22 protein-coding genes, 1 tRNA gene and 1 pseudogene are annotated in these 24,523 nt (G+C 69.0%); 9 read left to right on the top strand and 15 right to left on the bottom strand.

Annotated features, from left to right (window positions below; translation table 11 throughout):
• Positions 1-37: 37 nt before the first annotated feature.
• From AC3RXY_RS00195 to AC3RXY_RS00205, 3 genes are read left to right on the top strand one after another with little or no spacing between them, the layout of a single operon-like run.
• Positions 38-1,042 (top strand): AAA family ATPase, encoded by a 1,005-nt coding sequence (locus AC3RXY_RS00195; protein ID WP_491508863.1) that lies wholly within the window; start codon positions 38-40, stop codon positions 1,040-1,042.
• 4 nt (positions 1,043-1,046) lie between these two features.
• Positions 1,047-2,273, top strand: coding sequence for a DUF58 domain-containing protein (locus AC3RXY_RS00200; RefSeq protein ID WP_491508864.1), 1,227 nt, complete (start codon positions 1,047-1,049; stop codon positions 2,271-2,273).
• The gene (locus AC3RXY_RS00205; protein ID WP_491508865.1) at positions 2,270-4,654 is read left to right on the top strand and encodes a transglutaminase TgpA family protein; all 2,385 of its coding nucleotides are present in this window, start codon (positions 2,270-2,272) and stop codon (positions 4,652-4,654) included. Before AC3RXY_RS00200 ends, AC3RXY_RS00205 begins: the two co-directional genes overlap by 4 nt.
• 27 nt (positions 4,655-4,681) lie before the next feature.
• Here the strand turns inward: AC3RXY_RS00205 and trhO are convergent, their stop codons facing one another.
• On the bottom strand, positions 4,682-5,572 hold the full coding sequence (gene trhO, locus AC3RXY_RS00210; protein ID WP_491508866.1) for an oxygen-dependent tRNA uridine(34) hydroxylase TrhO: 891 nt from the start codon (positions 5,570-5,572) through the stop codon (positions 4,682-4,684).
• A gap of 224 nt (positions 5,573-5,796) precedes the next feature.
• Here trhO and AC3RXY_RS00215 point away from each other — a divergent pair, with 224 nt between their 5' ends.
• The 4 genes from AC3RXY_RS00215 (at position 5,797) to AC3RXY_RS00230 (ending at position 8,847) form a co-directional block, all read left to right on the top strand.
• Positions 5,797-6,414: an AmiS/UreI family transporter gene (locus AC3RXY_RS00215; protein WP_491508867.1), complete on the top strand. Its 618-nt coding sequence runs from the start codon at positions 5,797-5,799 to the stop codon at positions 6,412-6,414.
• Positions 6,415-6,435: 21 nt separating this feature from the next.
• Positions 6,436-6,723 carry an FmdB family zinc ribbon protein gene (locus tag AC3RXY_RS00220; protein WP_491508868.1) on the top strand — a complete coding sequence of 96 codons (288 nt, stop codon included), beginning with the start codon at positions 6,436-6,438 and terminating at the stop codon, positions 6,721-6,723.
• 45 nt (positions 6,724-6,768) lie between these two features.
• Positions 6,769-8,025: a formamidase gene (gene fmdA / locus AC3RXY_RS00225; RefSeq protein ID WP_491508869.1), complete on the top strand. Its 1,257-nt coding sequence runs from the start codon at positions 6,769-6,771 to the stop codon at positions 8,023-8,025.
• 510 nt (positions 8,026-8,535) lie between these two features.
• Entirely contained in the window at positions 8,536-8,847 is a 312-nt protein-coding gene (locus AC3RXY_RS00230) for a hypothetical protein (protein ID WP_491508870.1), read from the top strand.
• 203 nt (positions 8,848-9,050) lie between these two features.
• Here AC3RXY_RS00230 and AC3RXY_RS00235 read toward each other — a convergent pair whose 3' ends face one another.
• From AC3RXY_RS00235 to AC3RXY_RS00245, 3 genes and pseudogenes are all read right to left on the bottom strand, one after another.
• The gene (locus AC3RXY_RS00235; protein ID WP_491508871.1) at positions 9,051-9,770 is read right to left on the bottom strand and encodes a hypothetical protein; all 720 of its coding nucleotides are present in this window, start codon (positions 9,768-9,770) and stop codon (positions 9,051-9,053) included.
• Entirely contained in the window at positions 9,771-9,968 is a 198-nt protein-coding gene (locus tag AC3RXY_RS00240; protein WP_491508872.1) for a hypothetical protein, read from the bottom strand.
• Between the two features lie 437 nt (positions 9,969-10,405).
• Positions 10,406-11,660, bottom strand: a pseudogene (locus AC3RXY_RS00245) (IS256 family transposase).
• Between AC3RXY_RS00245 and AC3RXY_RS00250 the strand changes: the two are divergent.
• On the top strand, positions 11,580-11,897 hold the full coding sequence (locus tag AC3RXY_RS00250; RefSeq protein ID WP_491508873.1) for a tyrosine-type recombinase/integrase: 318 nt from the start codon (positions 11,580-11,582) through the stop codon (positions 11,895-11,897). The pseudogene AC3RXY_RS00245 and the gene AC3RXY_RS00250 sit on opposite strands and share 81 nt — an antisense overlap.
• A gap of 76 nt (positions 11,898-11,973) precedes the next feature.
• Here the strand turns inward: AC3RXY_RS00250 and AC3RXY_RS00255 are convergent.
• The 9 genes from AC3RXY_RS00255 to rplJ all read right to left on the bottom strand — a co-directional run bounded on the left by AC3RXY_RS00255 (position 11,974) and on the right by rplJ (position 19,681).
• Positions 11,974-12,063: transfer RNA gene (locus tag AC3RXY_RS00255), tRNA-Ser, on the bottom strand.
• Between the two features lie 64 nt (positions 12,064-12,127).
• Entirely contained in the window at positions 12,128-12,742 is a 615-nt protein-coding gene (locus tag AC3RXY_RS00260) for a GNAT family N-acetyltransferase (RefSeq protein ID WP_491508874.1), read from the bottom strand.
• The gene (locus AC3RXY_RS00265; protein ID WP_491508875.1) at positions 12,739-13,371 is read right to left on the bottom strand and encodes a phosphatase PAP2 family protein; all 633 of its coding nucleotides are present in this window, start codon (positions 13,369-13,371) and stop codon (positions 12,739-12,741) included. The genes AC3RXY_RS00260 and AC3RXY_RS00265 overlap by 4 nt, the downstream gene beginning before the upstream one ends.
• Positions 13,372-13,437: 66 nt before the next feature.
• Positions 13,438-14,775, bottom strand: coding sequence for a multidrug effflux MFS transporter (locus AC3RXY_RS00270; protein ID WP_491508876.1), 1,338 nt, complete (start codon positions 14,773-14,775; stop codon positions 13,438-13,440).
• A gap of 165 nt (positions 14,776-14,940) precedes the next feature.
• Positions 14,941-15,861, bottom strand: coding sequence for a carbohydrate ABC transporter permease (locus tag AC3RXY_RS00275; protein WP_491508877.1), 921 nt, complete (start codon positions 15,859-15,861; stop codon positions 14,941-14,943).
• Positions 15,861-16,838, bottom strand: a complete 978-nt coding sequence (locus AC3RXY_RS00280; RefSeq protein ID WP_491508878.1) for a carbohydrate ABC transporter permease — start codon at positions 16,836-16,838, stop codon at positions 15,861-15,863. The genes AC3RXY_RS00275 and AC3RXY_RS00280 overlap by 1 nt, the downstream gene beginning before the upstream one ends.
• Positions 16,839-17,133: 295 nt before the next feature.
• Complete coding sequence (locus AC3RXY_RS00285; RefSeq protein WP_491508879.1) at positions 17,134-18,507, bottom strand: ABC transporter substrate-binding protein; 1,374 nt, start codon at positions 18,505-18,507, stop codon at positions 17,134-17,136.
• A gap of 253 nt (positions 18,508-18,760) precedes the next feature.
• On the bottom strand, positions 18,761-19,144 hold the full coding sequence (gene rplL / locus AC3RXY_RS00290; protein ID WP_491508880.1) for a 50S ribosomal protein L7/L12: 384 nt from the start codon (positions 19,142-19,144) through the stop codon (positions 18,761-18,763).
• 48 nt (positions 19,145-19,192) lie between these two features.
• On the bottom strand, positions 19,193-19,681 hold the full coding sequence (rplJ, locus tag AC3RXY_RS00295) for a 50S ribosomal protein L10 (protein ID WP_491508881.1): 489 nt from the start codon (positions 19,679-19,681) through the stop codon (positions 19,193-19,195).
• 382 nt (positions 19,682-20,063) lie between these two features.
• Between rplJ and AC3RXY_RS00300 the strand changes: the two genes are divergently transcribed.
• Positions 20,064-20,741: a YqaJ viral recombinase family protein gene (locus AC3RXY_RS00300; protein WP_491508882.1), complete on the top strand. Its 678-nt coding sequence runs from the start codon at positions 20,064-20,066 to the stop codon at positions 20,739-20,741.
• A gap of 48 nt (positions 20,742-20,789) precedes the next feature.
• Here AC3RXY_RS00300 and AC3RXY_RS00305 read toward each other — a convergent pair whose 3' ends face one another.
• Positions 20,790-21,905, bottom strand: coding sequence for an SseB family protein (locus AC3RXY_RS00305; RefSeq protein ID WP_491508883.1), 1,116 nt, complete (start codon positions 21,903-21,905; stop codon positions 20,790-20,792).
• Between the two features lie 74 nt (positions 21,906-21,979).
• Positions 21,980-24,391: an ATP-dependent helicase gene (locus tag AC3RXY_RS00310; RefSeq protein ID WP_491508884.1), complete on the bottom strand. Its 2,412-nt coding sequence runs from the start codon at positions 24,389-24,391 to the stop codon at positions 21,980-21,982.
• Between the last annotated feature and the right edge of the window lie 132 nt (positions 24,392-24,523).

Consider the following 24,523-nt stretch of genomic DNA (forward strand, 5'->3'; position numbering starts at 1 on the left):
GGGTTACGATCTGATCACGTGCGACGGAGGGGACGGCATGCCAGACACCGGTACCACCCTGGGCGTCACAGCCGACCCGGCAGCTGCGACACCGCCGCTGGATGCGGCAGCTTTCGCCACCAGCACAGCCGCCATCGCTGCCGCGATCTCGCGGGTCATCGACGGCAAGCCGGAAGCGGTGCGCAGCGCGCTGGTGTGCCTCCTGGCCGAGGGCCACCTGCTGATCGAGGACGTGCCGGGCGTCGGCAAGACCATGCTGGCCAGGACGCTCGCCGCGAGCGTGCACGCCACCGTGCGCCGTATCCAGTTCACGCCGGATCTGCTGCCGGGGGACGTCACCGGGGTCAGCATCTACAACCCGGTGGACCGCGCGTTCGAGTTCACACCCGGCGCCATCTTCGCGCACATCGTGATCGCGGACGAGATCAACCGTTCGTCGCCCAAGACGCAGTCGGCGCTGCTGGAGGCGATGGAGGAGCACCAGGTGAGCGTGGACGGGCGCACCTATGCCCTGCCGACGCCGTTCCTCGTCGTCGCCACGCAAAACCCGCTCGAGATGGAAGGCACCTATGCGCTGCCGGAGGCGCAGCGCGACCGCTTCATGATGCGCATCTCGATGGGCTATCCGGACGCGGCGGCGGAGACGCTCATGCTGCGCCAGCGCGACCGCACCAACCCCCTCGATGGCATCCGCCCGGTCGCCGGCCTCGGCGACGTCGCGGCCCTCATCGCATGGGCGCGGCGCGTGCACGTGGCCCCCGTGATCGAGGAGTACGCCGTCGCGATCGCCCGCGCCACCCGCACCGATGCCGCGCTGGCGCTCGGAGCGAGTCCGCGTGCGACCCTGCAGCTCGTGCGGGCCGCGAAGGTGGTCGCCGCGCTGGACGGTCGCCCCTACGTGATCCCCGACGACATCGCCGGCCTCGTCTCGCCGGTGTTCGCGCACCGGGTGATCCCGGCCCGCGGCCGCACCGGGGACGTCGCGGCGGCCCTCGACCGCATCATCGCGCACGTGCCGATTCCGGTCGCGACGCCCCGGTGACAGGATGGCGCCGGAACCGGGGCCTCGGGGTCCGCTCACCGCGCGGGGCGTCGCTGCGCTCACGAGCGGGATCGTCCTGATCGTCGCGGCGAACGTCCTCGCCGCTCCCCTCCTGGTGTACATCGGCGTGCTGCTGCTCGCCCTGACCGCGCTCGCCGTGCTCGTCGTGCACCTCCCCCGTCGTCGCGGCGAGGTCGACCGGCGCACCACCAGGCTGCTGTCGGTGGGAGAGGAGACGGTCGTGCGCATCCGGCCCGATGTGCGCACGCTCCTGCCGCGACCCGGTGCACGGTGGCAGGATGAGCTGCCGGCGGCGGTCACCGGTCTCGCGGCCGGTGCTCTCCCGGGGGCAGCGCGCCGCGACATCGTGCTCGAGTACCGCATCCGCGGGGTCCGGCGCGGCGTGGTACCGCTCGGTCCGCTCCTGGTGCGAACGTCGGATCCGCTCAGCCTCTCTGCACGCCAGGAGCGCATCGGCCGAGCGACACCGCTCACCGTGGTCCCCGCCGTCGTCGTGCTGCCGCCGCTCGGCGACGAGCACGGCGCGGGAACCACCGGGCGGTCTGCGGCCAACCGTCTCGGTCAGGGCGTCGACAACCTCACCCCGCGCCGTTACGCTCCGGGAGATTCGATGCGGCGCATCCATTGGCGTGCGAGCGCGCACCGCGGCGACCTCATGGTGCGCCAGGAGGAGCAGGAGACCGAGCCGGACGCCCGCGTCGTGCTCGACCACGACCGCGGGCGCTGGGCGGGCACGGATGCCGTCCTGTTCGAGGCGGCCGTGTCGGCGTGTGCGTCGATCGCCGCGCACCTGCACGCGTCCGGACTGACCGTCCACGTCGTCGACGCCCACGACGAGCCGATCGGGGCGTTGCCGGGCGACGGCGCCGGCAGGACGGGCGCTGTGACGGAGCGCGACAGCGACGAGGAGGAGCTCCTCATCGCGCTTGCACGCATCGCACCGCACCGCGACAGGGCAGCGGAACACGATCAGCCGGCGTTCGGCGCCGACGGCGGCGGCTTCCTGGTGCACATCACCGGCACCCTCTCCGCCGCGGAGGCCGCGCACCTCCGCCCCGACCGGGCCGGCGTGCTTCTTGCGGCGGCGCCAGACGCCGGGGCCCTCGCTGCGGCCAGGGACGCGGGTTGGCGCGCCGCGGCGCTGGGGCCCGATGTCGCCGCGTCCTGGGCAGCACTGTCCTCCGCCGTCGATCCTCGGGGGGCGGGATGAGCACCCTCACCTCCGCGCGCGAGCCGCTCCGCGTGCGCGTGGACCCCGAGGACCGCCCGACGGCCTCCGAACGCATCCCCTCGCCCGCGCCGCGCACGCCGCGCCCCGTTCGCCCCGGGGCGACCGCGGTCGCCGCGCTCGGCTGCCTGGTCGCCCTCTGGCCGCTCAGCGGCATGGTCGCCCCCGGGCCGTGGAGCCGGCAGTGCGTGCTGACGGTCTTCCTGGTGCTCGCGGCGGCCCTCGCCGCGCGCACGGTGCTGCGCCGCCCGGGCACCCCGACGGGCCGGCTCCTGTCCCGGGCCTCCGAGCCGATCGCGGCGGGAGTCGCGCTGGCGGCGCTGACGATCGTGCTGCTGCGCATGTTCCTCCCCGACACCGCGAGCTTCCTGATCGTGCCGACCCTGCAGACGGGCGCCGCGGCAGACGCCATCGCGGTGCGCGCCTGGGATCTCATCTACTACGGGGTCGTGCCCCTGCCGGCGAGCGCCGACCTGGCGTTCGTGATCGCGGCCGGCTTCGGCCTCCTCGCGATCGCACTGGACCAGTTGGTACGGGCGGCTCCCCTGGCCGCCGCGGTCGTCACGGCGGTCGCCGGCGCCATTCCCACGATCGCGATCCGCGGCGACGCCGACCTGGGGTGGTTCGCGGTGCTCGCGGTCACCGTCGTGGTGATGCTACGCCGTCCGGGTCGGCGACCAGACCCCGATGGCCGCCGGCGCGGCATCGCGCTGACCGCGGCGATGGCGACCGCCGCGGTGGCCGCGACGCTCTGGGCGGCCCCCCTCGTCCCGCTCACCGCGGGCGGCCTGAACCTGTCGCCCGGGATCACGCTGGACCCGTCGCTGCGGCTCGGCGACGACCTCCGCCGGCCATGGACGACCACGGCGCTCGAGCTCACCACGACCGCAAGTGCGCCGCCGTACCTGCGCATCGCGACGCTGTCGGACTTCGACGGACAGGTCTGGGAGCCCGACCGGACCGAGACGCAGGGGCTGCACGCCGGTTTCGGCCCTGACCCGATCGTGCCGCCCTCTTCCGGCCAGGAGCCCGGCGCCCCGGAGCCGGAGCAACGGACGGACGACGACCTCCCGGACGGCGTCGACGAGACCACGATCCGCATACTCGGGGTGCGCGGCCCGTGGCTGCCGGTGCCGTACCCGGCGATCGCCATCGCCGGGCAGGAGGGCGTCTGGCAGGTGATGCCGGACAACCGCACGCTGATCAGCGATGACGCCGACGCCGACGGGCAGGCATACACGGTGACCACCGTGGACGTCGAGCCGACGCTCGAACAAGCGCGCGCGAGCAGGGCTGCCGGGCAACACCTGCCGGCGGGACTGCTGGCGCTGCCGGATGACCTACCGGCCGTCATCGCCGATACCGCCGCGGAGGTCACCGCGCACGCGGAGAACGATTTCGACAGGGCCATGGCGCTGCAGACCTGGTTCCGCACGGCATTCCGCTACTCTCTCTCGACCCCGGTCGACGAGGGCTTCGACGGCACCGGCGCGCAGGCGGTCGCGCAGTTCCTCGAGGTGCGCGAGGGGTACTGCATCCACTTCGCCGGCGCGTTCGCGCTCATGAGCCGCAGCCTGGGTATGCCGACCCGCATCGTGGTGGGCTATCTCCCCGGGCGGGACTCCGGCGAGGAACGCGGCGACCGCACCGTCTACGAGGTCTCGAGCGATCAGCTCCACTCCTGGCCGGAGGTCTACTTCGATGATCTGGGCTGGGTGCCGTTCGAGCCCACGGCGAGCCTGGGCGTCCCCACCGTCTTCTCCGCCGCGATCTCCGCCCGATCAGACGATCCGGACCGCGAGCCCGGCGACCCGGTCGACGCACCGAGCCGCGAGCAGAACGCCCCGGAGCCGGCCCAGGACGACACCCCGGAGAGCGCAGCGGGAGGGGGCACGACGGCGGCGGAGAGGGGCGTGCCATCGCCGTGGTGGTGGCTGATGGTGCTGCTGCTGCCGGCCGCCCTCGCGCCGGCGGGGATGCGCCTGGCGCGGCGCGGGCGGCGCGTGGCGGCGGCCCGCAGCGGCGACGCCGGGGCGGCGTGGGCGGAGCTCGACGACACGCTGCGCGACCTCGGTCATGCCGCCGCGGAGGGCGCAGACGCCCAGGGCGGAACCGAGTCGCCGCGGGCACGCGAGGAGCGCCTCACCCGCGTGCTCCGCGTCGACCCGGCAGCGATGCGGACCCTGCGCACCGCCGTGGAACACGCCAGCTACACGACCGGTCCCGCGGTCGCGGAAGATCTCACCGCGCCGCTCGGACGCGTACGCCGTGATCTGCTCGCGCGCGCGGGGCGGCGCGCCCGGGTCCTGGCCGCGCTGCTGCCGCGGTCGCTGGGCGGTTCGCGCGACGACCGCGAACCCTGACGGGCCGCCCGGGGCAGCGCATCGCCGTCAGGCCCGGTGTTCTCCGCAGGGCACCGCACCGCACCGCTCGCAGACGACGAACTGACGGCGGCACGACAGATCAGGGCAGTTGGCGGTGCGGCTCGTGGGCGCCCCGCACCCGGCGCACCGGCCGATCACCGCTGCCTGATCGGAGAAGTCGATCGAGCCGCGGCGGTCGAACACGTAGAGAGATCCCTCCCACAGCCCCGCGTCCCCGAAGCGCTCGCCGTAGCGCACGATGCCCCCGTCGAGCTGATACACCTCTCCGAAACCCCGCGCCACCATGAGGCTCGACAGCACCTCGCAGCGGATGCCTCCGGTGCAGTAGGTGATCACCGGCCGCCCCTTGAGATCGTCGTAGACCCCGGCGTCGAGGAGGCCGACGAAGTCGCGGGTGGTCTCGGCGTCCGGCACGACAGCGCCCCGGAACCGCCCGATCTGCGCCTCGAACGCGTTGCGCCCGTCGAAGAACACCACATCGTCGCCGCGCTCCGCCACGAGACGATGCACGTCGTCCGGGCTCAGCCGCGTGCCTCCCCCGATCACGCCGTCCCCGTCCACCCGCACGTCGCCCGGCGCCCCGAAGGACACGATCTCCGCACGCACCTTGACGCTCAGCTTCGGGAAGTCGCTGCTGCGGCCGTCATCGTCGAGGCCGCTCCCCGCGCTCCACTTGATGTCCGCTGCGCGGAAGGCCGGATAGGCGCGGAAGGAACGCACCCAGCGCTTGAGCTGCGGCAGGTCGCCGCCGAGGGTGCCGTTGATGCCATCCGGCGAGATGAGCACCCGGCCGCGCAGCCCCAGCGCCTCGCCGACGTCGCGCTGCCAGAGCCGGATCGCCTCCGGATCCGGGAGCGGAGCGAACACGTAGAACAACACGATCTTGGGGGTGGCCACCCCCCCGATGGTACGGAACTTTTCCGTCCGCACCGGATCACCCTTGCGCTTTCCCAGCGGGCTGGATACGTTTGCGTCAAGCAGGTCATCACCACTGGAGCCGCCGGAGAAACACCCGTTGACGGCCGCAATCCGTGGGGTCAGAGCAGAGCCGCGACGACGGTGTCGCACGCCGTTTCGGCGTGCGCAGACGCACCGCCTCGGGGCGGGCGAACGGAGTGAGAGTGGGAAACGTCGGGCTGCTGTACGTCGGGGCCGTGCTGTTCATCAACGGCCTCATGCTGATCGGTGTGATCCCCGGGAAAGCCGCGGGCATCCTCAACTTCTTCGTCGGAACGATGCAGGTGGTCTTCCCCACCATCGCCCTCATCCAGGCGAACGGGGATCCTGATGCGATCTTCGCCGCCGCGGGGATCTACCTATTCGGCTTCACGTACCTCTACGTCGGGCTCATCCAGTGGACCGGCCAGGGCGCGGAAGGACTGGGCTGGTTCTCGCTGTTCGTGGTGATCTGCGCGATCGTGATCGGCGTGGTCAACGTCGTCCGCTACGACGATCCCGTCTTCGGCGTCATCTGGTTCCTGTGGGCCGTCCTGTGGTGGCTGTTCTTCCTCCTGCTCGGGCGGGGGCGCGAGTCGCTCGGGCACCTGACGGGCTGGTTCACGATCATGCTGTCCTTCCTCACCGGCACGATCCCCGCGCTGCTGCTCCTCACCGGCGCCTTCGTCAGCGACTGGACATGGGCAGCCGGATACGCCGTCCTGGGCGTCCTGGCCCTGGTCCTCGCCGTGCCCCTCGGCCGCCGCAGCGCCGCGCAGGCCGCGGTGCGCGCTGACTCCTGACCCCGCCCCGAGAGGAGCTCCATGCCCCGCTACGACTTCCGCTGTTCCTGCGGCACGTTCACCGAGATCCACCCGATGGCCGCCGTCCCGGATGCCGCCGCGTGCCCCGCATGCGGGGAGCCGGCCCGCAGAGCGATCACCGCTCCGCATCTGGGCCGCACCGGCACCGCCGCGTTCGGCCTGATGGACCGCGCTGCGCGATCCGCCCACGAACCGGAGGTCGTCAGCGGCTCGGTCCCCGGGCGTCGGCCCGGCCGCGGGACGCCGGTGACCCGCAACCCGCTGCACCAGAAGCTCCCCCGGTCCTGACCGGGGACAGATCGCGCCAAGAAGCCACGACCCGAAGGAGAGATCATGCCAGAGGTATTGTTCCCACTCGACTCCGCGAAGAAGTTCGAGGATCAGGAGAAGATCGGCCACAACCGGTGGCATCCCGAGATTCCGCCGGTGGCGACCGTGAAGCCCGGAGAGTCGTTCCGGGTCGACTGCCGCGAGTGGTTCGACGGCGCGATCGTCAACGACGACTCCGCCGAGGACATCCTGAACGCTCCGCTCCTGACGGTGCACAAGCTGTCCGGCCCGTTCCGGGTGGAGGGCGCCAAGCCGGGCGACCTCCTCATCGTCGACATCCTCGACGTCGGTCCCATCCCCCAGGAGGACTCCGGCCCGCTCGCCGGGCAGGGCTGGGGCTATACCGGCATCTTCGCGAAGAACAACGGCGGCGGCTTCCTCACCGAGCAGTTCCCCGACGCCTACAAGGCCGTCTGGGACTTCAGCGGACAGATCGCCACCTCACGCCACGTGCCGGGAGTGTCCTTCGCCGGGCTCATCCACCCCGGCCTGATGGGCACGGCCCCCTCCGCGGAGCTGCTGGCGAGGTGGAACGCCCGGGAGGGCGCGCTGATCGCTACCGACCCCCACCGCGTGCCGCCGCTGGCCCTGCCGCCCGAGCCGCGCCACGCGGTGCTCGGGTCGCTGCCGGAGTCGGAGTACGACCGGGTCGCCGGCGAGGCGGCCCGCACCGCTCCCCCGCGTGAGAACGGCGGCAACCAGGACATCAAGAACCTCTCCAAGGGCAGCAGGGTCTTCTACCCGGTGTACGTCGACGGGGCGAACCTGTCGGTGGGCGACCTGCACTTCTCCCAGGGCGACGGCGAGATCACCTTCTGCGGCGCGATCGAGATGGGCGGGTTCATCGATCTGCACGTCGACATCATCCCCGGCGGCATGGAGACGTACGGCGTGACCGAGAACGCCATCTTCCTGCCGGGGACCGTGGATCCGCGCTTCAGCGAGTGGCTCGCGTTCTCGGGCACCTCGGTGACCCTCGACGGCGAGCAGCGCTACCTCGACTCGCACCTGTCGTATCAGCGCGCCTGTCTGCACGCGATCGACTACCTGACGAAGTTCGGCTACAGCCCGGAGCAGGTCTACCTCCTGCTGGGTGCTGCACCGATCGAAGGACGCCTGTCCGGTGTCGTGGACATCCCGAACTCGTGTTCGACGGTGTACATCCCGACGGCGATCTTCGACTTCGACGTGCGACCGTCGGTCGACGGGCCGTTCCAGATCGACCCGGGCATCGGCGCGCCGCGCGCAGCCAACCGCTGATCCCTCCCGAAGGCGGCGTCTCCGGACGCCGCCTTCGGCGTGCGCCCGGCTCGCACATGCGCTCCCCCGGCGGCGCGCGCCGGCAGAGTCCTGCGAGGCAAGCCCGCGAGAGGACGCGCACAAGCGGCGAGCGGGCGGGGCGTGATTCTGGCGGAGGATGGGGGATTCGAACTGCCAAGCACCCGTCAACTGCTAGATGCGACGAACAGCGTCAGGCCCTAGAAATCACTGGCCTCACCGACCCGGCGAAGACGCACAGGGTCAACATCAGGCGACCGATTCCTCGGCGGTAGCACAGCGATTAGCACACCGTATGCGCGAGATTGCAGCGTGCCCTCGCGAAGCGGGGTGCGCCGCACCTTCGTGGGCACGCTGGCGCAGGGCACCGACCCAGTTCTGGCATCGATCTGGAGGCCGCTACGAGAAAGCTGGAACGTGTGTCACACGCCGAACTTATCCTTGGGACCACCGCCCCGGCGGTGTTTCTATCAGCGCAAAGGAAGAAGGATCATGCGTAATCTCAGCACTCTCGCTCAGCGGCTCGCCGACGAAATCCGCGCCCAGGATTGGTCGGACGCCCATTCACGCATCGACGGCGCTCGTCACGACCGCGGCGCCGACCACACGACGACCGACCGACTCGACACCAAGAGCGCTGACTACATCCGACTGAACGTGGCTTGGGTCGTTGGGCAGGCCCTCGCCGAGGATGATCCGAACTTCGACATTCATGCCTTCGCGGCCGCAGCTGGTGTTACTGGCTTTGCGCCCGGGTTTGTAGGCGCTGGCATCCGACCTCTGCGCGGCGAAGGCGTGCTGTAAGAAAAAATGCCGGGGGGAGAGGGCGGCAAGCCCCGGAGACCCTTAATCGCGATGCAGGCAGCCTCCACCCCGCTGGACGCGTGAGGTCGAGGGGGGGCCGCAGGTGGGGATGACGCCGGCCGGCGTAAAGCGGATTCCAGGCGGATTCCGTTCGGAATCGGCGCCACCTGCCGCCTGATTCTCGCGGTGTTCTCGTTCAGGTTTCAGTACTCGCGCAGCACTTCGACGCTCTCCCATTCGTCGAAATCTTCAGGCGGGTCTACGGACCATCCTCGATCCCGGAGGATTTGCGCGACCTCTGCGGGGTAGTCCCGCGCGATAGTGCGAACCTGAAACCGTCTGGCAAGTTCACGCCCCTCTTCAAGCACGCGCTTCCAGCCATCGACGTGGTCAAAGCCGCCGTCCTGTATCAAGAACTGGATGAAGTCTTCTAGGCCGGGTCTGAACCGGCGCCCCCCGGTCGGGAAGTGCAACGAGGAGAGCGACATCGGCGCCCTGCCCTTCTTGCCCTTCTTGCCCTTCTGAAATGCACGGGCGAGGAGGAACGAGAGCGCCCCCCGTTCAGCGTGGAATTGCCAATGACTCACCGGGGGCCCGGTTGTCTTCCCCTCGTACTCCAGCCGGGCGATCGGTGACTCCTCGAACTTTGCGAACAGAGTGATCCGCATCTGGTCTACCCGGAGAAACCCCTCGTAAGAGGAATCGGTGAACAGGTAAAAACTCCAGTTAGCGAGCAATTCCTCATCGATGTACAGCGGGAGGCGTGCGGGCTCGATCGAACCTGCCTCATCAACGGGTGAGACTCGAACGCGACCCGTCTTCTCGAACAGTTGGGCTCGAATGCGCGGCTCGCCAGGCAGGCTGTTACGGATCGTGCTCTCGAGGCGGTCGGCGAGCTCCTGTGCTTGGCCGAGAACACTCATTCAGTCAGTGAGGCGGTCTTCGCCGAGCAGGTACGCGATCGAATCGAGTTCGTCCCGAGCGGCCCATTCGCGGTCCTGTAGCAGGTTCTTCTCGGCGCGCTCACGAAACTCCTCGTACGAACGCAGGTCGAGTGACCTAAGAATAGTTGCGAGGCGCTCGCGCAGATCTGTCTCTGCGAGTTGGATTACCGGTGCCATAATCTTGCTCCTCATCCCTTGTATGCATAGTAGACCACTGGCCACAGACATCGGCCAGTTACGACGCTCGGCTAGGGGACCACACGAGTCGGCGGCTGCTGAGCATCGTCGATGCTGATCGGCGCTGCTGAAGAGTAGCACTGTAGGCCCACGAGGACCTGCGCGATGAGCGTCTGGATGTTAGTTTCTACGCGCGCGCGTGCGCGCGTACCCCTTCTGGGACCTTGGGCGGAGAGGCCTGGGGCCCCATGGTCGTCCCCCAAGCACGAAGGCTAGATTTTTCGAGGGGGTGGCCTGTACTTCGGCGATGAACGTGGCTGGGCGGGAGGCTGGCGGCGTTCTGGCGTCTCGTGGTGTTCTGTGGGATGTCGGAGGGGAATGGGTGGAGCCCCGTCGCCGGGTCTGTCCGATGAACGGTGTTTCTGGGCCGGCGGTCATTAGTTGATTCGGCCTTCGAAGGCGATCGCGAACGCGTTCAGCGCTGGCTTCCACCTCGTCGCCCAGCGACGCTCTGCCCCGACCCGTCGGGTCAAGCGAGCGGGTCACGAGATAGAGACACTTCAGCGCTGCAGCATCGTTGGGAAAGTGCCCACGGGCTCTGACCGCGCGGCGGTAGCGGGCGTTGAGGGACTCGATCGCGTTCGTCGAGCAGATGATCCGGCGGATCTCGACATCCCAGTCGAGGAACGGCACGAACTCCGACCAGGCGTTCTGCCAGAGCTTGCTGATTGCCGGATATTGCTGACCCCATGTCGCGTCGAACTCCTCGAACCGCTCCCGAGCTGCCGCTTCAGTCGGAGCCGTATAGACCGGTCGGAGGTCCTTGCCCATCTCTTCCCAGTAGTGGCGTGAGGCGAACCGGAACGTGTTCCGGATCAGATGGATGATGCAGGTCTGCACCGTCGCCAGCGGCCATGCGGTGTTGATCGACTCCGGCAGCCCTTTGAGCCCGTCGCAGACGACGATGCAGACGTCCTCGGCGCCACGGTTCTTGATCTCGGTGAGCACACCGAGCCAGAACTTCGCTCCCTCACCGCCGTCGCCGGCCCAGATCCCGAGGATGTCCCTCTCCCCGTTCACCGTGACACCCACGGCGATATAGAACGGCTTGTTCCGCACTTGGCCGTCGCGGACTTTCACAACCAGGGCGTCGACGAACACCACGGGATAGACGCGGTCCAACGGTCGGTTCTGCCACTCGGTCATCTCCTCGATGACCTTGTCGGTGATCCGACTGATCGTGTCCTTCGACACAGACGCCCCATAGACCTCGTCGAAATGCGCCGCGACCTCACCGGTCGTCAACCCACGCGCGGTGAGCGAGAGAACGATCTCGCCCACGCCGGTAAGTCGTCGCTGCCGTTTCTTCACGATCTTCGGCTCGAACGACCCGGCCCGGTCCCGCGGCACGTCGATCTCGACGGGACCAACCTCGGTCAGCACGGTCTTCGAACGGCTGCCATTGCGGATGTTGCCGCTCTCAGCCTGCTGGTACTTCTCGTGACCGAGGTGTTCGGTCATCTCTGCCTCGAGCGCTGTCTCCAAGACTCGCTTGGTAAGCCCGTTCAACAACCCGTCGGGGCCGACGAGGTCAACGCCCTGTTCCTTCGCTTGCTTCAACAGCTGCTCCGCGAGCTGCTGCTCATCAATGAGCTCTCCCGTCACAGGATCGATCCTCTCGGTCGTGTCCATCACGGCCTGTTCCTTTCGGTCAGGCCGACCCAGAAACACCGAAAATCAGACACTCCCTCAAGGCTGCGCCACTCGCACGCGACACTCCCTCTCGAGCTCGGCGAGCACCCGAAAGTCGTCCAAGAGCGCCTCGGGCACTCCACCATCGCGACGACCGTGAACATCTACTCGCACGTTACCCCGACAATGCAGCGCTCGGCGATCGAACGGCTATCAGCACACATCGACGGCTCTTAGCACAGCGTTCAGCACAACACGGCGAAAAGCCCCTCATCCGGCTGGTAAAACAACCTGATGAGGGGCTAAATGCTGCTGGCGGAGGATGGGGGATTCGAACCCCCGAGGGGTTTCATCCCCAACACGCTTTCCAAGCGTGCGCCATAGGCCACTAGGCGAATCCTCCGGGCGGCCCCGGAGGGCCAGCGACCATCCTACCTGAACCTGCGCGCCCCCGCGCACGCGGCACATCAGAGTCGCGCTGGCAGCCGGATCCCATACCGTTCAGCGCCAGCGGGTGCGGGCAGCCGCGTGAATCCGAGGCGGGTGTAGAACGCCGCAGCTCCGCGATTGGCCGGGTCGATGCCGAGATGCAGACCCGGCACGCCACGGCGGGCGAGCTCGTCGAGCAGCATCGCCATCAGGCGGCGACCGAGCCCGGCGCCCTGCGCGACGGGCAAGAGGTCGATATGCAGGTGCGCCGGATACGCCGACGGCGGCGCCTCATCGCGGCGACCCACGCTCCAGGCGTCCGCCAGCACCCGCTCCTGACGCGTTTCTGGCGCCCGGGGGCGCGGTCGGCCGGCGCTGCGCTGCGGCCACCACTCGTCGCGGAACCAGGCCTCGAAGGCCGTGGTGTCGTCTGTCCCGAGGACGTAGCCCCCGGCGAGGTCGTCGCCGTCCGCCACCACCCAGGCGAGGTCGGGATGCCGCTGAACGTACGGCAGCGCGTAGACGTCCGCCCAGAGCGTGTCGTCGTCGAGCAGTCCGCTCGCGTCAGAGCCGGCGTCCGCCGTGCGCAGGCAGATCTCGGCGAGCCGCGTTCGATCCGCCGGCTGATAGGGGCGGATGCGCCACGGGTTCATGCCGGATCCCCTGCTCGACGCGGTACCTCCCGATCGCGCGTGAGCCACGGCTGCAGCGCCGCCGTGAGCAGCAGTGCCGCACCCGCCCCCACGAGAGCGCCGCCCACGGTGTCGCTGAGCCAGTGCACGCTCAGCAACGTGCGCGAGTAGGCCATCACCACGACCCATGCCGCCCCCACGATCGCCATCCATACCCGGGGGAAGACCACCCACAACAGCACCGCGAGCGACGCCGCGTTCGCCGTATGCCCCGACGGGAATGAACCGAAGTCACTGGCGACGAGCATCTCATCCGGGCGGGCGCGCGCCACGATCTGCTTGATCACCTGCACAGCGCCGGCGCTCGCGGCGAGCACGAGCACGGCGTAGGCCGCGGTGCGGGGCCTGCGCAACGCGATCAGCAGCACCGCGATGAGCACGATGCCGACGGCCACGGTGACGCGGCCGCCGCCGGCGGTGTTCAGCCACAGCGCGAAGGCGGGGGCCACGCCATCGGCACGGCCGACCATGAGCTCGTTCCACCGCAGGTCCCACGCGGGGAGCACGACGTCGGCCGAGATCAGCGCGGCCATTCCGATCCCCAGCAGCAGGCAGACCACGCCGGTGTTGAGTGCTGCACGACGCGTCATCGCCCTATTCTCCCGCATGCCCTCCACCGCGGGCGCTGCCGCGCCGCGCGACGGCCACCGGCAGCGTCAGGGCTGCAGCATCCCCACGGTACGGGGCCGCACCACGAACCACAGCGAAGCGACGCCGACGAGGGCGGCGCCGACCATCACCGCCGCCATCGTGGTGGCGGTGATGCCATCAGCGGAGATGAGTCCCACGAGCGGCGAGATGGCTCCGGCGACCCCGAAGTTCGCCGCACCGAGGAGCGATGCTGCGGTGCCAGCGGCCTTGCCGTGCCTGTCGAGGGCGAGCACCTGCACGCAGGGGAAGGTGAACCCGCACGACATGATGAACAGGAACAGCGGCACCACGGTGCCCCACAGGCCCAGCCCCAGCTGGTCTGCCACGATGATCGTGGTGCCGGTCACCACGAGCGAGGCCGTCGAGAAGGCGAGCACCCACTGCGGCCCGAAGCGCGCTGCCAGGCGTGACGCCGACTGCACACCGATGATGATGCCGACGGAGTTGACGGCGAACAGCACCCCGTACTGCTGCGGGTTGAGCCCGTGCGTCTGCTGGAACAGGAACGGCGAGGCGCTCAGGTAGGAGAACATCCCGGAGAACGACATCCCGCCGATGATGAGCACGCCGATGAAGACCCGGTCGGAGAGCACGCTGCGGTAGCGCTGCAGCATCGTCTGGCTGCCCTTGTCCTGCCGGCGGGCCCGGGGCAGGGTCTCGGGGATCACGATCGCTGTCGCGACCACCATCGCCAGGCCGTACGCCGCCAAGACGATGAAGATGCCCCGCCACGGCATCACCGCCAGGAGCATCGATCCGGCCAGCGGGGCGATCACCGGGGCCAGCCCGCTGACCAGCGCGAGCCGGGACAGCACGACCACCAGCCGACGCCCGCCGAAGAGATCACGGACGATCGCCATCGCCACCACGCCCCCGGCGGCCGCTCCGGCACCCATCAGCACCCGTGCGACGGTGAGCAGCCCGAGATCGGGCGCGAGTGCGGCCCCGATGCTGGCCAGGACGTGCAGCGCGGTGACGGCGACCAGCGGAACGCGGCGGCCGATCTTATCGCTCAACGGACCGACCACCAGCTGCCCCAGCGCGAAGCCGATCATGGTGCCGGTCAGCGTGAGCTGGATCGCGGCCGCGCTGGTCTGGAAGTCGGCCTCGAGCATCGGGAAGGCCGGCAGGTAGAGGTCGACCGTGAACGGGCCCAGCGCGGTCAGGGCACCCAGCAGCACGATGTAGAGCACCCGCCGCGACGTCGACAGCGAGTCGCCGGGGTGGAGCACGATCGGCGCGGTCTGCGGATTGGATCCGAGCGTGCGGATCGCTCCCGTGGCCGTGCGGATGCTGCCGGTGGCTGTACGGCGGTCGGAGGGCGAGGAGGGCACGTCGGACACGCACAGCCTTTCGGTGGGGGCGGTTGGGGGGCGGCCGCAGGCGGGAGCGGCGCGGCGGAGCCGAACGAGTCGAATCGATTCGGGCGATGGTCTATCGTACCGCTCGGCGGACGGCAGAAGGCCCCGCATCCGGACGCCGGATGCGGGGCCTCGCGCGGGTCGGGCTCAGCCCTTCGTGGAACCCGCCAGCAGGCCGCGGACGAAGTACTTCTGCAGCGCGAAGAACACGATGAGCGGAACGATGATCGACACGAACGCGCCCGCCGGCAGCAGGTGGGTGTTCCGGCCGAAGTTTCCGACCATCTCGGCCAGGCGCTGCGTGAGCGGTGCGACGTCGACCGTGCCGCCGGAGAACACCAGCGCCACGAGCAGATCGTTCCACACCCAGAGGAACTGGAAGATGCCGATGCTCGCCAGGGCGGGAACCGACAGCGGCAGGATGATCCGGAAGAAGATCTGGGTGTGTCCTGCGCCATCGATCCGGGCCGCCTCGATCAGCTCACCCGGGATCTCGGAGATGAAGTTGTGCAGCAGGAAGATCACCAGCGGGAGGCCGAAGATCGTGTGCGCGACCCAGACCGCCGGGAACGTGCCGCTGATGCCCAGCACCTGCGAGAAGATCTGCAGCAGCGGGATCAGGGCCATCTGGATGGGCACGATCTGCAGCGCGAAGATCCCGACGAACAGCCAGTTCGCGCCGCGGAACGGGATCCACGCGATCGCGTAGGCCGCCATCGCGCCGAGCACGATCGGGAACAGCGCGGACGGGATCGTGATGATGAAGGAGTTGATGAAGTACGACCCCAGGTTTGCGCTCGAGGCCCCGGAGGCGAACAGCACCTCCTGGTAGTTCTCCAGGCTGAAGTTCGGGTTGGTGAACACCGTCCACCAGCCGGTCTTCTTGATGTCGTTGGCCGGGCGGAACGACGAGACGAAGAGCCCGAAGGTGGGGATGGTCCAGACCACCGCGATGATGACCGCGGCGAGCGTCGCCCACGGCGACCGAAGGGTCTGACGAACGCGCGCCGCCTTCGTACGGGGGGTTTTGTCGACCGCCTCGGGCGTGAGGGCTTGCGTGGCGCTCATCACCGCACCTCCCTCTGCTTGCGCATGTTCACGACGTTGAAGATGACGACGGGGAGCACCATCACGAACAGCACGACGGCCAGCGCCGCACCCTGCTGGGCCTGCCCATTGCGGAACGCCTGGGTATACATCTCGTTGGCGATCACGCTGGTGTTGAACTGACCACCGGTCATCGCGCGGACGATGTCGAAGACCTTCAGCGTTGCGATCGTGATCGTGGTGACCACGACCACCAGCGTGCCCCGGATGCTCGGCAGCGTGATGTAGAAGAACCGCTGCCAGGCGTTCGTGCCGTCCAGGCGCGCGGCCTCGAGGTGCTCGGTCGGCACGGCCTTGATGGCGGCGGAGAACAGCACCATCGCGAAACCGGTCTGGATCCAGATCATCACGATGATCAGGAAGATGTTGTTCAGCGGGGAGTTGATGAGCCACTGCTGGGGCTCCAGCCCCAGCCACACCATCATCTGGTTCAGCAGGCCGATCTGCTCGAAGCCCGTCGCACGGTACTCGTACATGAAGCGCCAGATGATGCCGGCCCCGACGAAGGAGATGGCCATCGGCATGAACACCAGCGACTTGAGCGCCTTCTCACCGTACGCGCGGTCGATGAAGACGGCGTATGCGAGCCCGATCACCGTCGACAGCAGCGGAACCAGGGCCACCCAGAGCAGGGTGTTGCCCAGCACGATCAGGGTGCTGGGCTGGCTGAACATCCAGATGAAGTTGTCCAGGCCGAGGGAGCCGTCCTTGTTGGTGAAGGCGAGGAGGATGGTCCGGCCGGCCGGGTAGACCAGGCCGACCAGGAGTAGGATCAGCGCCGGCGCCAGGAAGGCGAACAGCTGGAGGACGTCGCGTCCCTTCTTGGGCGCGCGGTCGGCGAGGAACAGGACGAGACCGATCACCGCGGCGAACGCAGCGAGGCCGATGAAGAAGACACCGAGCTTCTCGGCGAAGGACTCCCAGAAGCCATTACGCATCAGGGGTCACCTCCCTGCGGGCGCCGCGATGCGGGTGGGCGGCCCTTCGCATCAGCACTGACACGAGGACTCCTCTCTGAGCGTGTGCTCTGTCGTGCTCGGCACGGGCGGCACGCCTCGTGCGTGCCCTGAGCCCTCCCTCGGGACGGAGGCTTGAGCCGAGCGTAGCGGTTCCTGTGGGGCAGTGGGGGAAGAGATCCGGGCCCGGAGATCAGCTCTCTCGGGCCCGGCAATCCGGGGCGTACCGGCCGCACCGGCACCCGCTCAGACGAGCGGATGCCGGTGCGGCGGTGCCTCAGGGCCAGCTGCTGTCGATGAACGCGACCAGCTGGTCGGTGTTCTTCGTGCCGGTCACCCAGTCGTTCATGCCGGTCCAGAACGAGCTGGTTCCGACGGCGGCGGGCATCAGGTCGGAACCGTCGAAGCGGAACACGGTGTCCTCGCCCTGCAGGATCTCGATCGCGGCACGGCCCAGGTCGCTCTTGGCGAGCGACGGGTCCAGGCCCTTGTTCGCGCTGATCACGCCGCCCTCGTCGACCCGCAGGTTCGCCCAGGTGTCGGTCGACATGAAGGTCTGCACTGCGTCGACGGCGTCGCCCTCGACGAACTTGGCGACGAGCTCGCCACCACCGGTCACCGCGTCGCCCGCGTTCTGGTCGGTCTTCGGGGTCAGGAACGCCCAGACGTCACCGTCTGGCGCCACCACGGTGCCCTCCGGCCACTGCGCCTCGTAGAACGACGCCTGGTGGTGCATCGAGCAGTTCCCTTCGAGGATCGGCAGACCGCCGTCGTTGAAGGTGGTCGAGACGATGGACTCGACGCCGCCGAATCCGCCGTTGACGTAGTCCGGGTTGAGGAGGATCTTGCCGACCTCGTCGAACGCCGCCTTGATCTTCGGGTCGGAGAACTTCAGCTCACCGGAGACCCACTGGTCATAGGCGTCGGGACCGGCGGTGCGCAGGACGAGGTCTTCGACCCAGTCCGTGCCAGGCCAGCCGGTGGCGTCACCGGAGCCGAAGCCGACGCACCACGGCTTGTAGGTGGCGCTGTCGTCGTCCTTGGCGAGCTTCTCGGTGACCGCGAGCAGGTCGTCCCACGTCTCGGGGACCTCCACGCCGCGCGCCTTGAAGTCGGCCGGGGAGTACCAGATCCACCCCTTGACGCTGGCGAGCATCGGGGCGGCGTAGAAGGTGCCGTCGACGGTGCCGTAGCCCTTCCAGGACTCCGACCAGAACTCGTCGACGTTCGCCTCGACGGATTCCGAGGCGGGAAGCACATAGCCCTCGTCGATGAGGCGGTACAGCAGACCCGGCTGCGGGATGATCATGAGCTCCGGCGCATCGCCCGCGGCGGCTCGCACGTTGATCTGCGTCTCGGCCTCCTGCGTGCCGACCAGGTCGATGCGGATGCCGGTGCACTCCTGGAAGTCCGAGAAGGTCGCCACCATCTGGTCCAGCTCGACGCCCTGGATGGTCGTGTAGATCTCGACGGTGTCCCCGTCGAACGTGCCGTACTGCTCGTAGGCCGCGCAGTCCGCGGCCGCATCGCCGCCCCCGCCGTTGTTCGAGTCGCCGGGGGTGTTCGACGAACCGCAGCCCGTCAGCGCGAGGCTCGCTGCGCCGACGAAGGCGAGCGGAGCCAGAAGTCGAAGTCGCTGTGACCGACTCATTTGTCATCTCCTCTTGGACCGTCGGATCCGGATACGGGATGCGACTCCGTGCCGCAGATCCCGGGAACCGATCTCGCTCAATCTAGTTGTGTTACAGGTGTGTTTCAACGACCTGAGTGTTACAACACCACAACCATTCCGCGCGCAGGGAACGCCGGTCTCCTGGCACACGAAAGCCCCGGGCGAACCCGGGGCTTTCGTGGTGCTTCGACGCCGGTGCAGAGCCGTCAACGGCGCAGCATTCCGGCAAGGATCACTTGAGGGTGACGCTCGCGCCGGCCTCTTCCAGAGCGGCCTTGGCCTTCTCAGCGGCCTCCTTGTTGGCGCCCTCGAGGACGGCCTTCGGAGCACCGTCGACGACGGCCTTGGCCTCGCCGAGGCCGAGCGAGGTGAGCTCGCGGACGACCTTGATGACCTGGATCTTCTTGTCGCCGGCAGCCTCGAGGATGACGTCGAAGGAGTCCTTCTCCTCGGCCGCAGCGGCCTCGCCGGCACCGCCGGCAGCGCCTGCGACGGCGACCGGGGCAGCCGCGGTGACGTCGAACTTCTCCTCGAACGCCTTCACGAACTCGCTGAGCTCGACGAGGGTGAGGTCAGCGAACTGCTCGAGCAGCTCCTCGGTGGTGAGCTTCGCCATGATGTTTCTCCTAATAGATGGGGTTTGTCAGAAGAGATCGCTCGCCGCTCACGCGGCTTCGGCGGTCTCCAGCTTTTCGCGAAGCGCGTCGATGGTGGCCGCAGCCTTGCCCATCGTCGCCTTCATCATGCCCGCAGCCTTCGCCAGCAGAACCTCACGGCTCTCGAGCGAGGCGTACTTGTCGACCTCAGCGGCGGAGAGAGCGTTGCCCTCGAACACACCACCCTTGATCACGAGAAGCGGGTTCGCCTTGGCGAAGTCACGCAGAGCCTTCGCGGTGGCGACGAAGTCGCCGTGCACGAACGCCACGGCCGACGGACCGTTGAGGTCCTCGTCCAGCGACGAGATCCCCGCGTTGTTCGCGGCGATCTTGGTCAGCGTGTTCTTCACCACGGCGTACTCCGCGTTCTGACGGATGCTGTTGCGCAGCTCCTTGAGCTGGGCAACCGTCAGACCGCGGTACTCGGTCAGCAGGACGGCGTTCGAGCTCTCGAAAGACTTCGTGAGCTCGGCGACCGTTGCATCCTTCTGCGCCATGGTCACTCCTTATGTGTACGGTGCGCTCCACGGTGGTGGAGCGCGGGCCTGTACCGCCGCGCAGAAAAGCAGAAACGCCCCGGCGCAAGCGACGGAGCGTGGAATCCAGTGGAACTGGAGAAACGTTCATGTCCCCTGCGCAGGCCCTCCGCTCGTGATCCTGTTTGCACACGATCACTTGCAGCGCTTCGATCCTCGTACTGATGCACGACGATGACCGGCGGTCTTCGGTTGCCCCTACCCTACGACATCTTCGGCACGCCTTCAAATCCGCCCTCACCCGGCGCTACCCCGCACCGAGACCGGCTCCGAGCCGGCGATGTCGGGGCGCGGACGGCGTGTGCCGCGCCGGACCACCGAAGGGTCGGCATAGGCTCGGAGGGTGACCCCCGAGATCGAAGCGCGCATCGTCGCGGACTCCCGCGACCGGGTCGCGTGGATGCGCGCACGCTCGCGCGGGATCACCGCGACCGACGTCGCCGGGCTCAGCACCCCCACCTCGATCTCGCGCGCGGCCGATGCCAAGCTCGGCAACGGGCCACGCTTCGGCGGCAATGCCTACACCGATCACGGCCGGCGCCGGGAGCCCGAGATCGCCGCGTGGGTCGCTGCGACCCACGGCATCCTGCCCTCGAGCGCGCTGTTCCACGCCGAGGTCGAGAAGCGCCACCTGGCGACACCGGACGGCATTCGCGTCGACGATTCCGGCCGGGTGCTGCTGGCCGAGATCAAGACAACCAACAAGCCCTGGCGCGGGATCCCCCGCACCTACCTGCGGCAGGTGTGGTGGCAGCAGCACGTACTGGGCGCGGAACGCACCCTGTTCGTGTGGGAGGAGCACCGCGATTTCGAGCCGGTGCACGACGAGCCCCGGTGCCTGTGGGTGGATCGCGACGACCGGGAGATCGCCAAGCTCGTCGTCCTCGCGACGGCTCTCATCGACGAGCTCTACCATCGCACCACGGGCCAGCTTCCGCCCTCACACCAGCCGGAGGCGATCAGCCGGCTCCAGTCCCTGCGGGAACGCGACGCGTTCCGGGCGCTGGCCCTGGCGGACTGACGCACCGGCGAACAGACCAGCGCGTCTCCCCCGGGAGGCGCCGGAGGCTCAGGCCTCGTCGGGAACGAGCTCGAGCACCGGACCGAGCCCGTCCCGGCCGATGATGAGCGAGGGGCCGGCCGCATCGATGATCACTCCGGCGAGATCGGTGTGGCCGGCGAGCACGCGCCCCACCTGCTCGGCCGTGAACGGCATGGGCTTGGCCTCGTGGCCGAGCGCGCTGATCTCGAGGGGGTGGGAGAACACCTGGAGCAGACGGCGGCCGTCGGCGATCCGGGCTTCTGCGATGCCGAAGCGTCCGTCGCCCGCCGGGTCGCTCACGGCGATCCACAGTCGGGCCTCTGCCAGAGCCGCGGCGGCCTTCGCCTCGGTGTCCTGGTCGCGGGGAGCGGCGAGGATCTGCTTCAGCCGCAGTTCGGGATCGGCACGCTCCAGGGTGTGCACGATGAGCTCCTTCGGGAGCACAGCCCGGTGCGGGGCGGAGGCGTTGTCGATGATGACACCGGCGAACGCACCGTTGGCCACCTGCGTGAGCATCGACCAGACCGGCTGGGCGATCACCGATGTGGCCTCCGGGTCTGGGGATGCCTCGACCGACGCACGCACGGCGGCGCCGGAGCTGAACGCGAGGAGATAGGTGCGCTCACCGTCCCCGGCCACACCGACCGCGAGCGGCTCCCCCGCCGCGAGCTGCGCCTGAGCGTCGCCGCGCACGCGCAGGTAGACGTGGCCCTGCAGAAGCTGACGCATCACGCCCAGGAGCTCCGCGCTCGTCGGCTGCTCTCCGAGCTGCTGGAGCGCTGCCCGCAGCAGCATGTTGTCCGGCATCCCCGGCGTCGACTCGGCCGGGACGGGCGGCACCGCCGGTGCCAGCGGAAGGCGGGGCAGCTCTGCGGCCGCCGCAGCGGCCGCATCGGCCTCCTCCTTCGCGGCGGTGCCCGGCATCCGGCCAGTCGCCTCCATCACGTCGGCCATCGTGGTGAGATCGCGCGCGGGAGCGCCGAGGCCCTGGAAGGCGCTCAGCGAGACGCTGACCTCGGCGACCGGGGCCGCCGGCGCGGCGCTCCCGTCTGCCGCGGCAGCGGACATCTCCTGCGTGACCTCGGCCTCGTCGGCCTCGGCGGCCGCGGGGTGCTTGTCTCTCCGACGCGAGAACAGACTCATGGATTCCAGCCTAGGCGACGCCGGGCCGCGGGACGAGAGCACCCGCGCGAGGCTGGCTGTCGTTCCCGGCCGATTCAGATCTTGGCGATCGGCGCGATCTTGATGAGCAGCTTCTTCAGGCCGGCGGTGTCGAAACGCACATGGGCCACACGCTTCGCGCCCTCACCCGTGACGGCGTCGACACGCCCCTCGCCGAAATCGTCGTGCCGGATCCGGTCGCCGGCGGCGAGCTCGAGGTCGCCGTTGTCGCGGACCTTCGCCGTGACCCGGTTCGCGAACCTGTCCATCGAGGTCCCCAGCGGCTTGAGCGCGGGCTCTCGCGAGCCGAAGCCAGAACCGCCGAAACCCGACCCCGCTGTGCGCCGGGCGTTGAGCGCGCGCGACTGGGTGCCGCCGCGCGAGTTGACGTCGCCCGGCGACTGCCGCCACTCGATGAGCTCGGCGGGGATCTCCTGCAGGAAGCGGCTCGGCATCGCCACGGCGACCTCGCCGAACTGCGCGCGGGTCATCGCGAGCGACAGGAACAGGCGCTTGCGCGCCCGCGTGATCCCGACGTAGAAGAGCCGGCGCTCCTCCTGCGGCCCCCCGGGCTCGCCCGCCGAGATACGGTGCGGGATGAGATCCTCTTCGACGCCCGTGACGAAGACGGCGTCGAACTCGAGCCCCTTCGCGGTGTGCATCGTCATCATCGACACAGACCCCGAGGAGTCTTCGAGGTCGTCAGCGGCGGCGACGAGCGCGACCTCGGTGAGGAAATCGACGATCGTCCCCTCCGGGTTGTTGCGCGCGAACTCCCGGGTGACCGCCACGAGCTCGTCGAGGTTCTCCAGGCGAGCCTCGTCCTGGGGGTCGCGGCTCGCACGCAGCGCGTCGAGGTAGCCGCTTCGCGACAGCAGGAGGGTGAGACCTTCCGCGACCGCCGTGGGCGGCGGGACCTCGCCAGACGCGGGGAGCATGATCGCGGTGGCCTCGTCGAGCAGCGCGTCGAGTGCGGCGATGGCGGCCTGCAGCTTGGGGCCGACGCCGAGCTCGCCGGGATGCCGCAGCGCATCGCGGAACGAGATGTCGTTGGCGTCGGCGAACCGTGCGATCGCCGTCTCGGTGACATCGCCGATGCCGCGCCGCGGACGGTTGAGGATACGACGCACGGCCATGGCGTCTGCGGGATTGGCCACCGCGATGAGATACGCCATGGCGTCCTTGATCTCGGCGCGCTCGTAGAACTTCGTGCCGCCCATGATCTTGTACGGCACCGCGGCACGGATGAGGATCTCCTCAAGGGCGCGCGACTGAGCGTTGGTGCGGTAGAACACCGCCATCTCGCCGTACGGCATCCCGGCGCGATGCAGGGCGTCGATCTCGTCCGCGACGAACTGGGCCTCGTCATGCTGCGAGTAGCCGGTGAACCCGACGATCTTCTCCCCCGGGCCGCGGTCGCTCCAGAGCTTCTTGTCCTTGCGGTCGAAGTTGTTGCCGATCACGGCATTGGCCGCCGAGAGGATGTTCTGCGTCGAACGGTAGTTCTGTTCCAGAAGCACGACCCGCGCTCCGGTGAAGTCGCGCTCGAACTCGGTGATGTTGCGGATGTCTGCGCCGCGGAACGCGTAGATCGACTGGTCGGAGTCACCCACGACCGTCAGAGAGGCGCTCTCCAGCAGCGGCTCCGCCGCCGCCGGCTCGAAGATCATCATGCCGTTGGCTTCGAACGGCGCTGCCCCCTCTCCGGAGACCGGCTTGGTGAGCTCTCGGATGAGGGCGTACTGGGCGTGGTTGGTGTCCTGGTACTCATCGACGAGGATGTGCCGGAACCGGCGCCGGTAGACGTCGGCCACGTGCGGGAACGCCCGGAACAGGAACACCGTCTGCGCGATCAGGTCGTCGAAGTCGAAGGCGTTGGCCTTGCGCAGCTGGCGCTGATAGTCGGCGAACAGCTCGACGAAGATCCGCTCAGCCGGGTCGGACATGTTGGCGTCTCGTGCATACCCCTCCGCGTCGAGCAGCTCGTTCTTGAGCTTGGAGATGCGCGACTGCACGGATGCCGCGGTCATGCTGAACGCGTCGGCCTCGTGCTCCTTGACGAGCCGCTTGATGAGCGCGCGCGAGTCACCGGAGTCGTAGATGGTGAAGGACTTGGTGAACCCGAACTGCTCCGCCTCCCGGCGCAGAATGCGCACGCACGCGGAGTGGAAGGTGGAGATCCACATGCCGCGGGCCGCCTCGCCGACGATCTGCTCGACGCGCTCGCGCATCTCGCCCGCGGCCTTGTTGGTGAACGTGATCGCGAGGATCTGGCTCGGCCACGCCTCGCGGCCACGCAGCAGCGAGGCGATGCGGTGGGTGAGCACGCGGGTCTTGCCTGAACCGGCTCCCGCGACGATGAGCAGTGCCGGCCCCCGGTAGGTGACGGCCTCTCGCTGCGGAGGGTTGAGGCCCGCGAGGAGCGGGTCGTCGGCATCCGGCACGGGCAGCAGAGGGGCGTCGATCATGGCCCTTCGAGTCTAGGCGCGGCCTCCGACATCCCGCTCCGCCGCCCCGCCCCGCCCCGCCCCGCCCCGCGGCGCACAATCGGCCCGGCCCCGGACTCAGGCGGAATCGGCGCGAGAGGCCCAGAAACCGGT

The organism is Microbacterium longlingense (assembly GCF_058349825.2).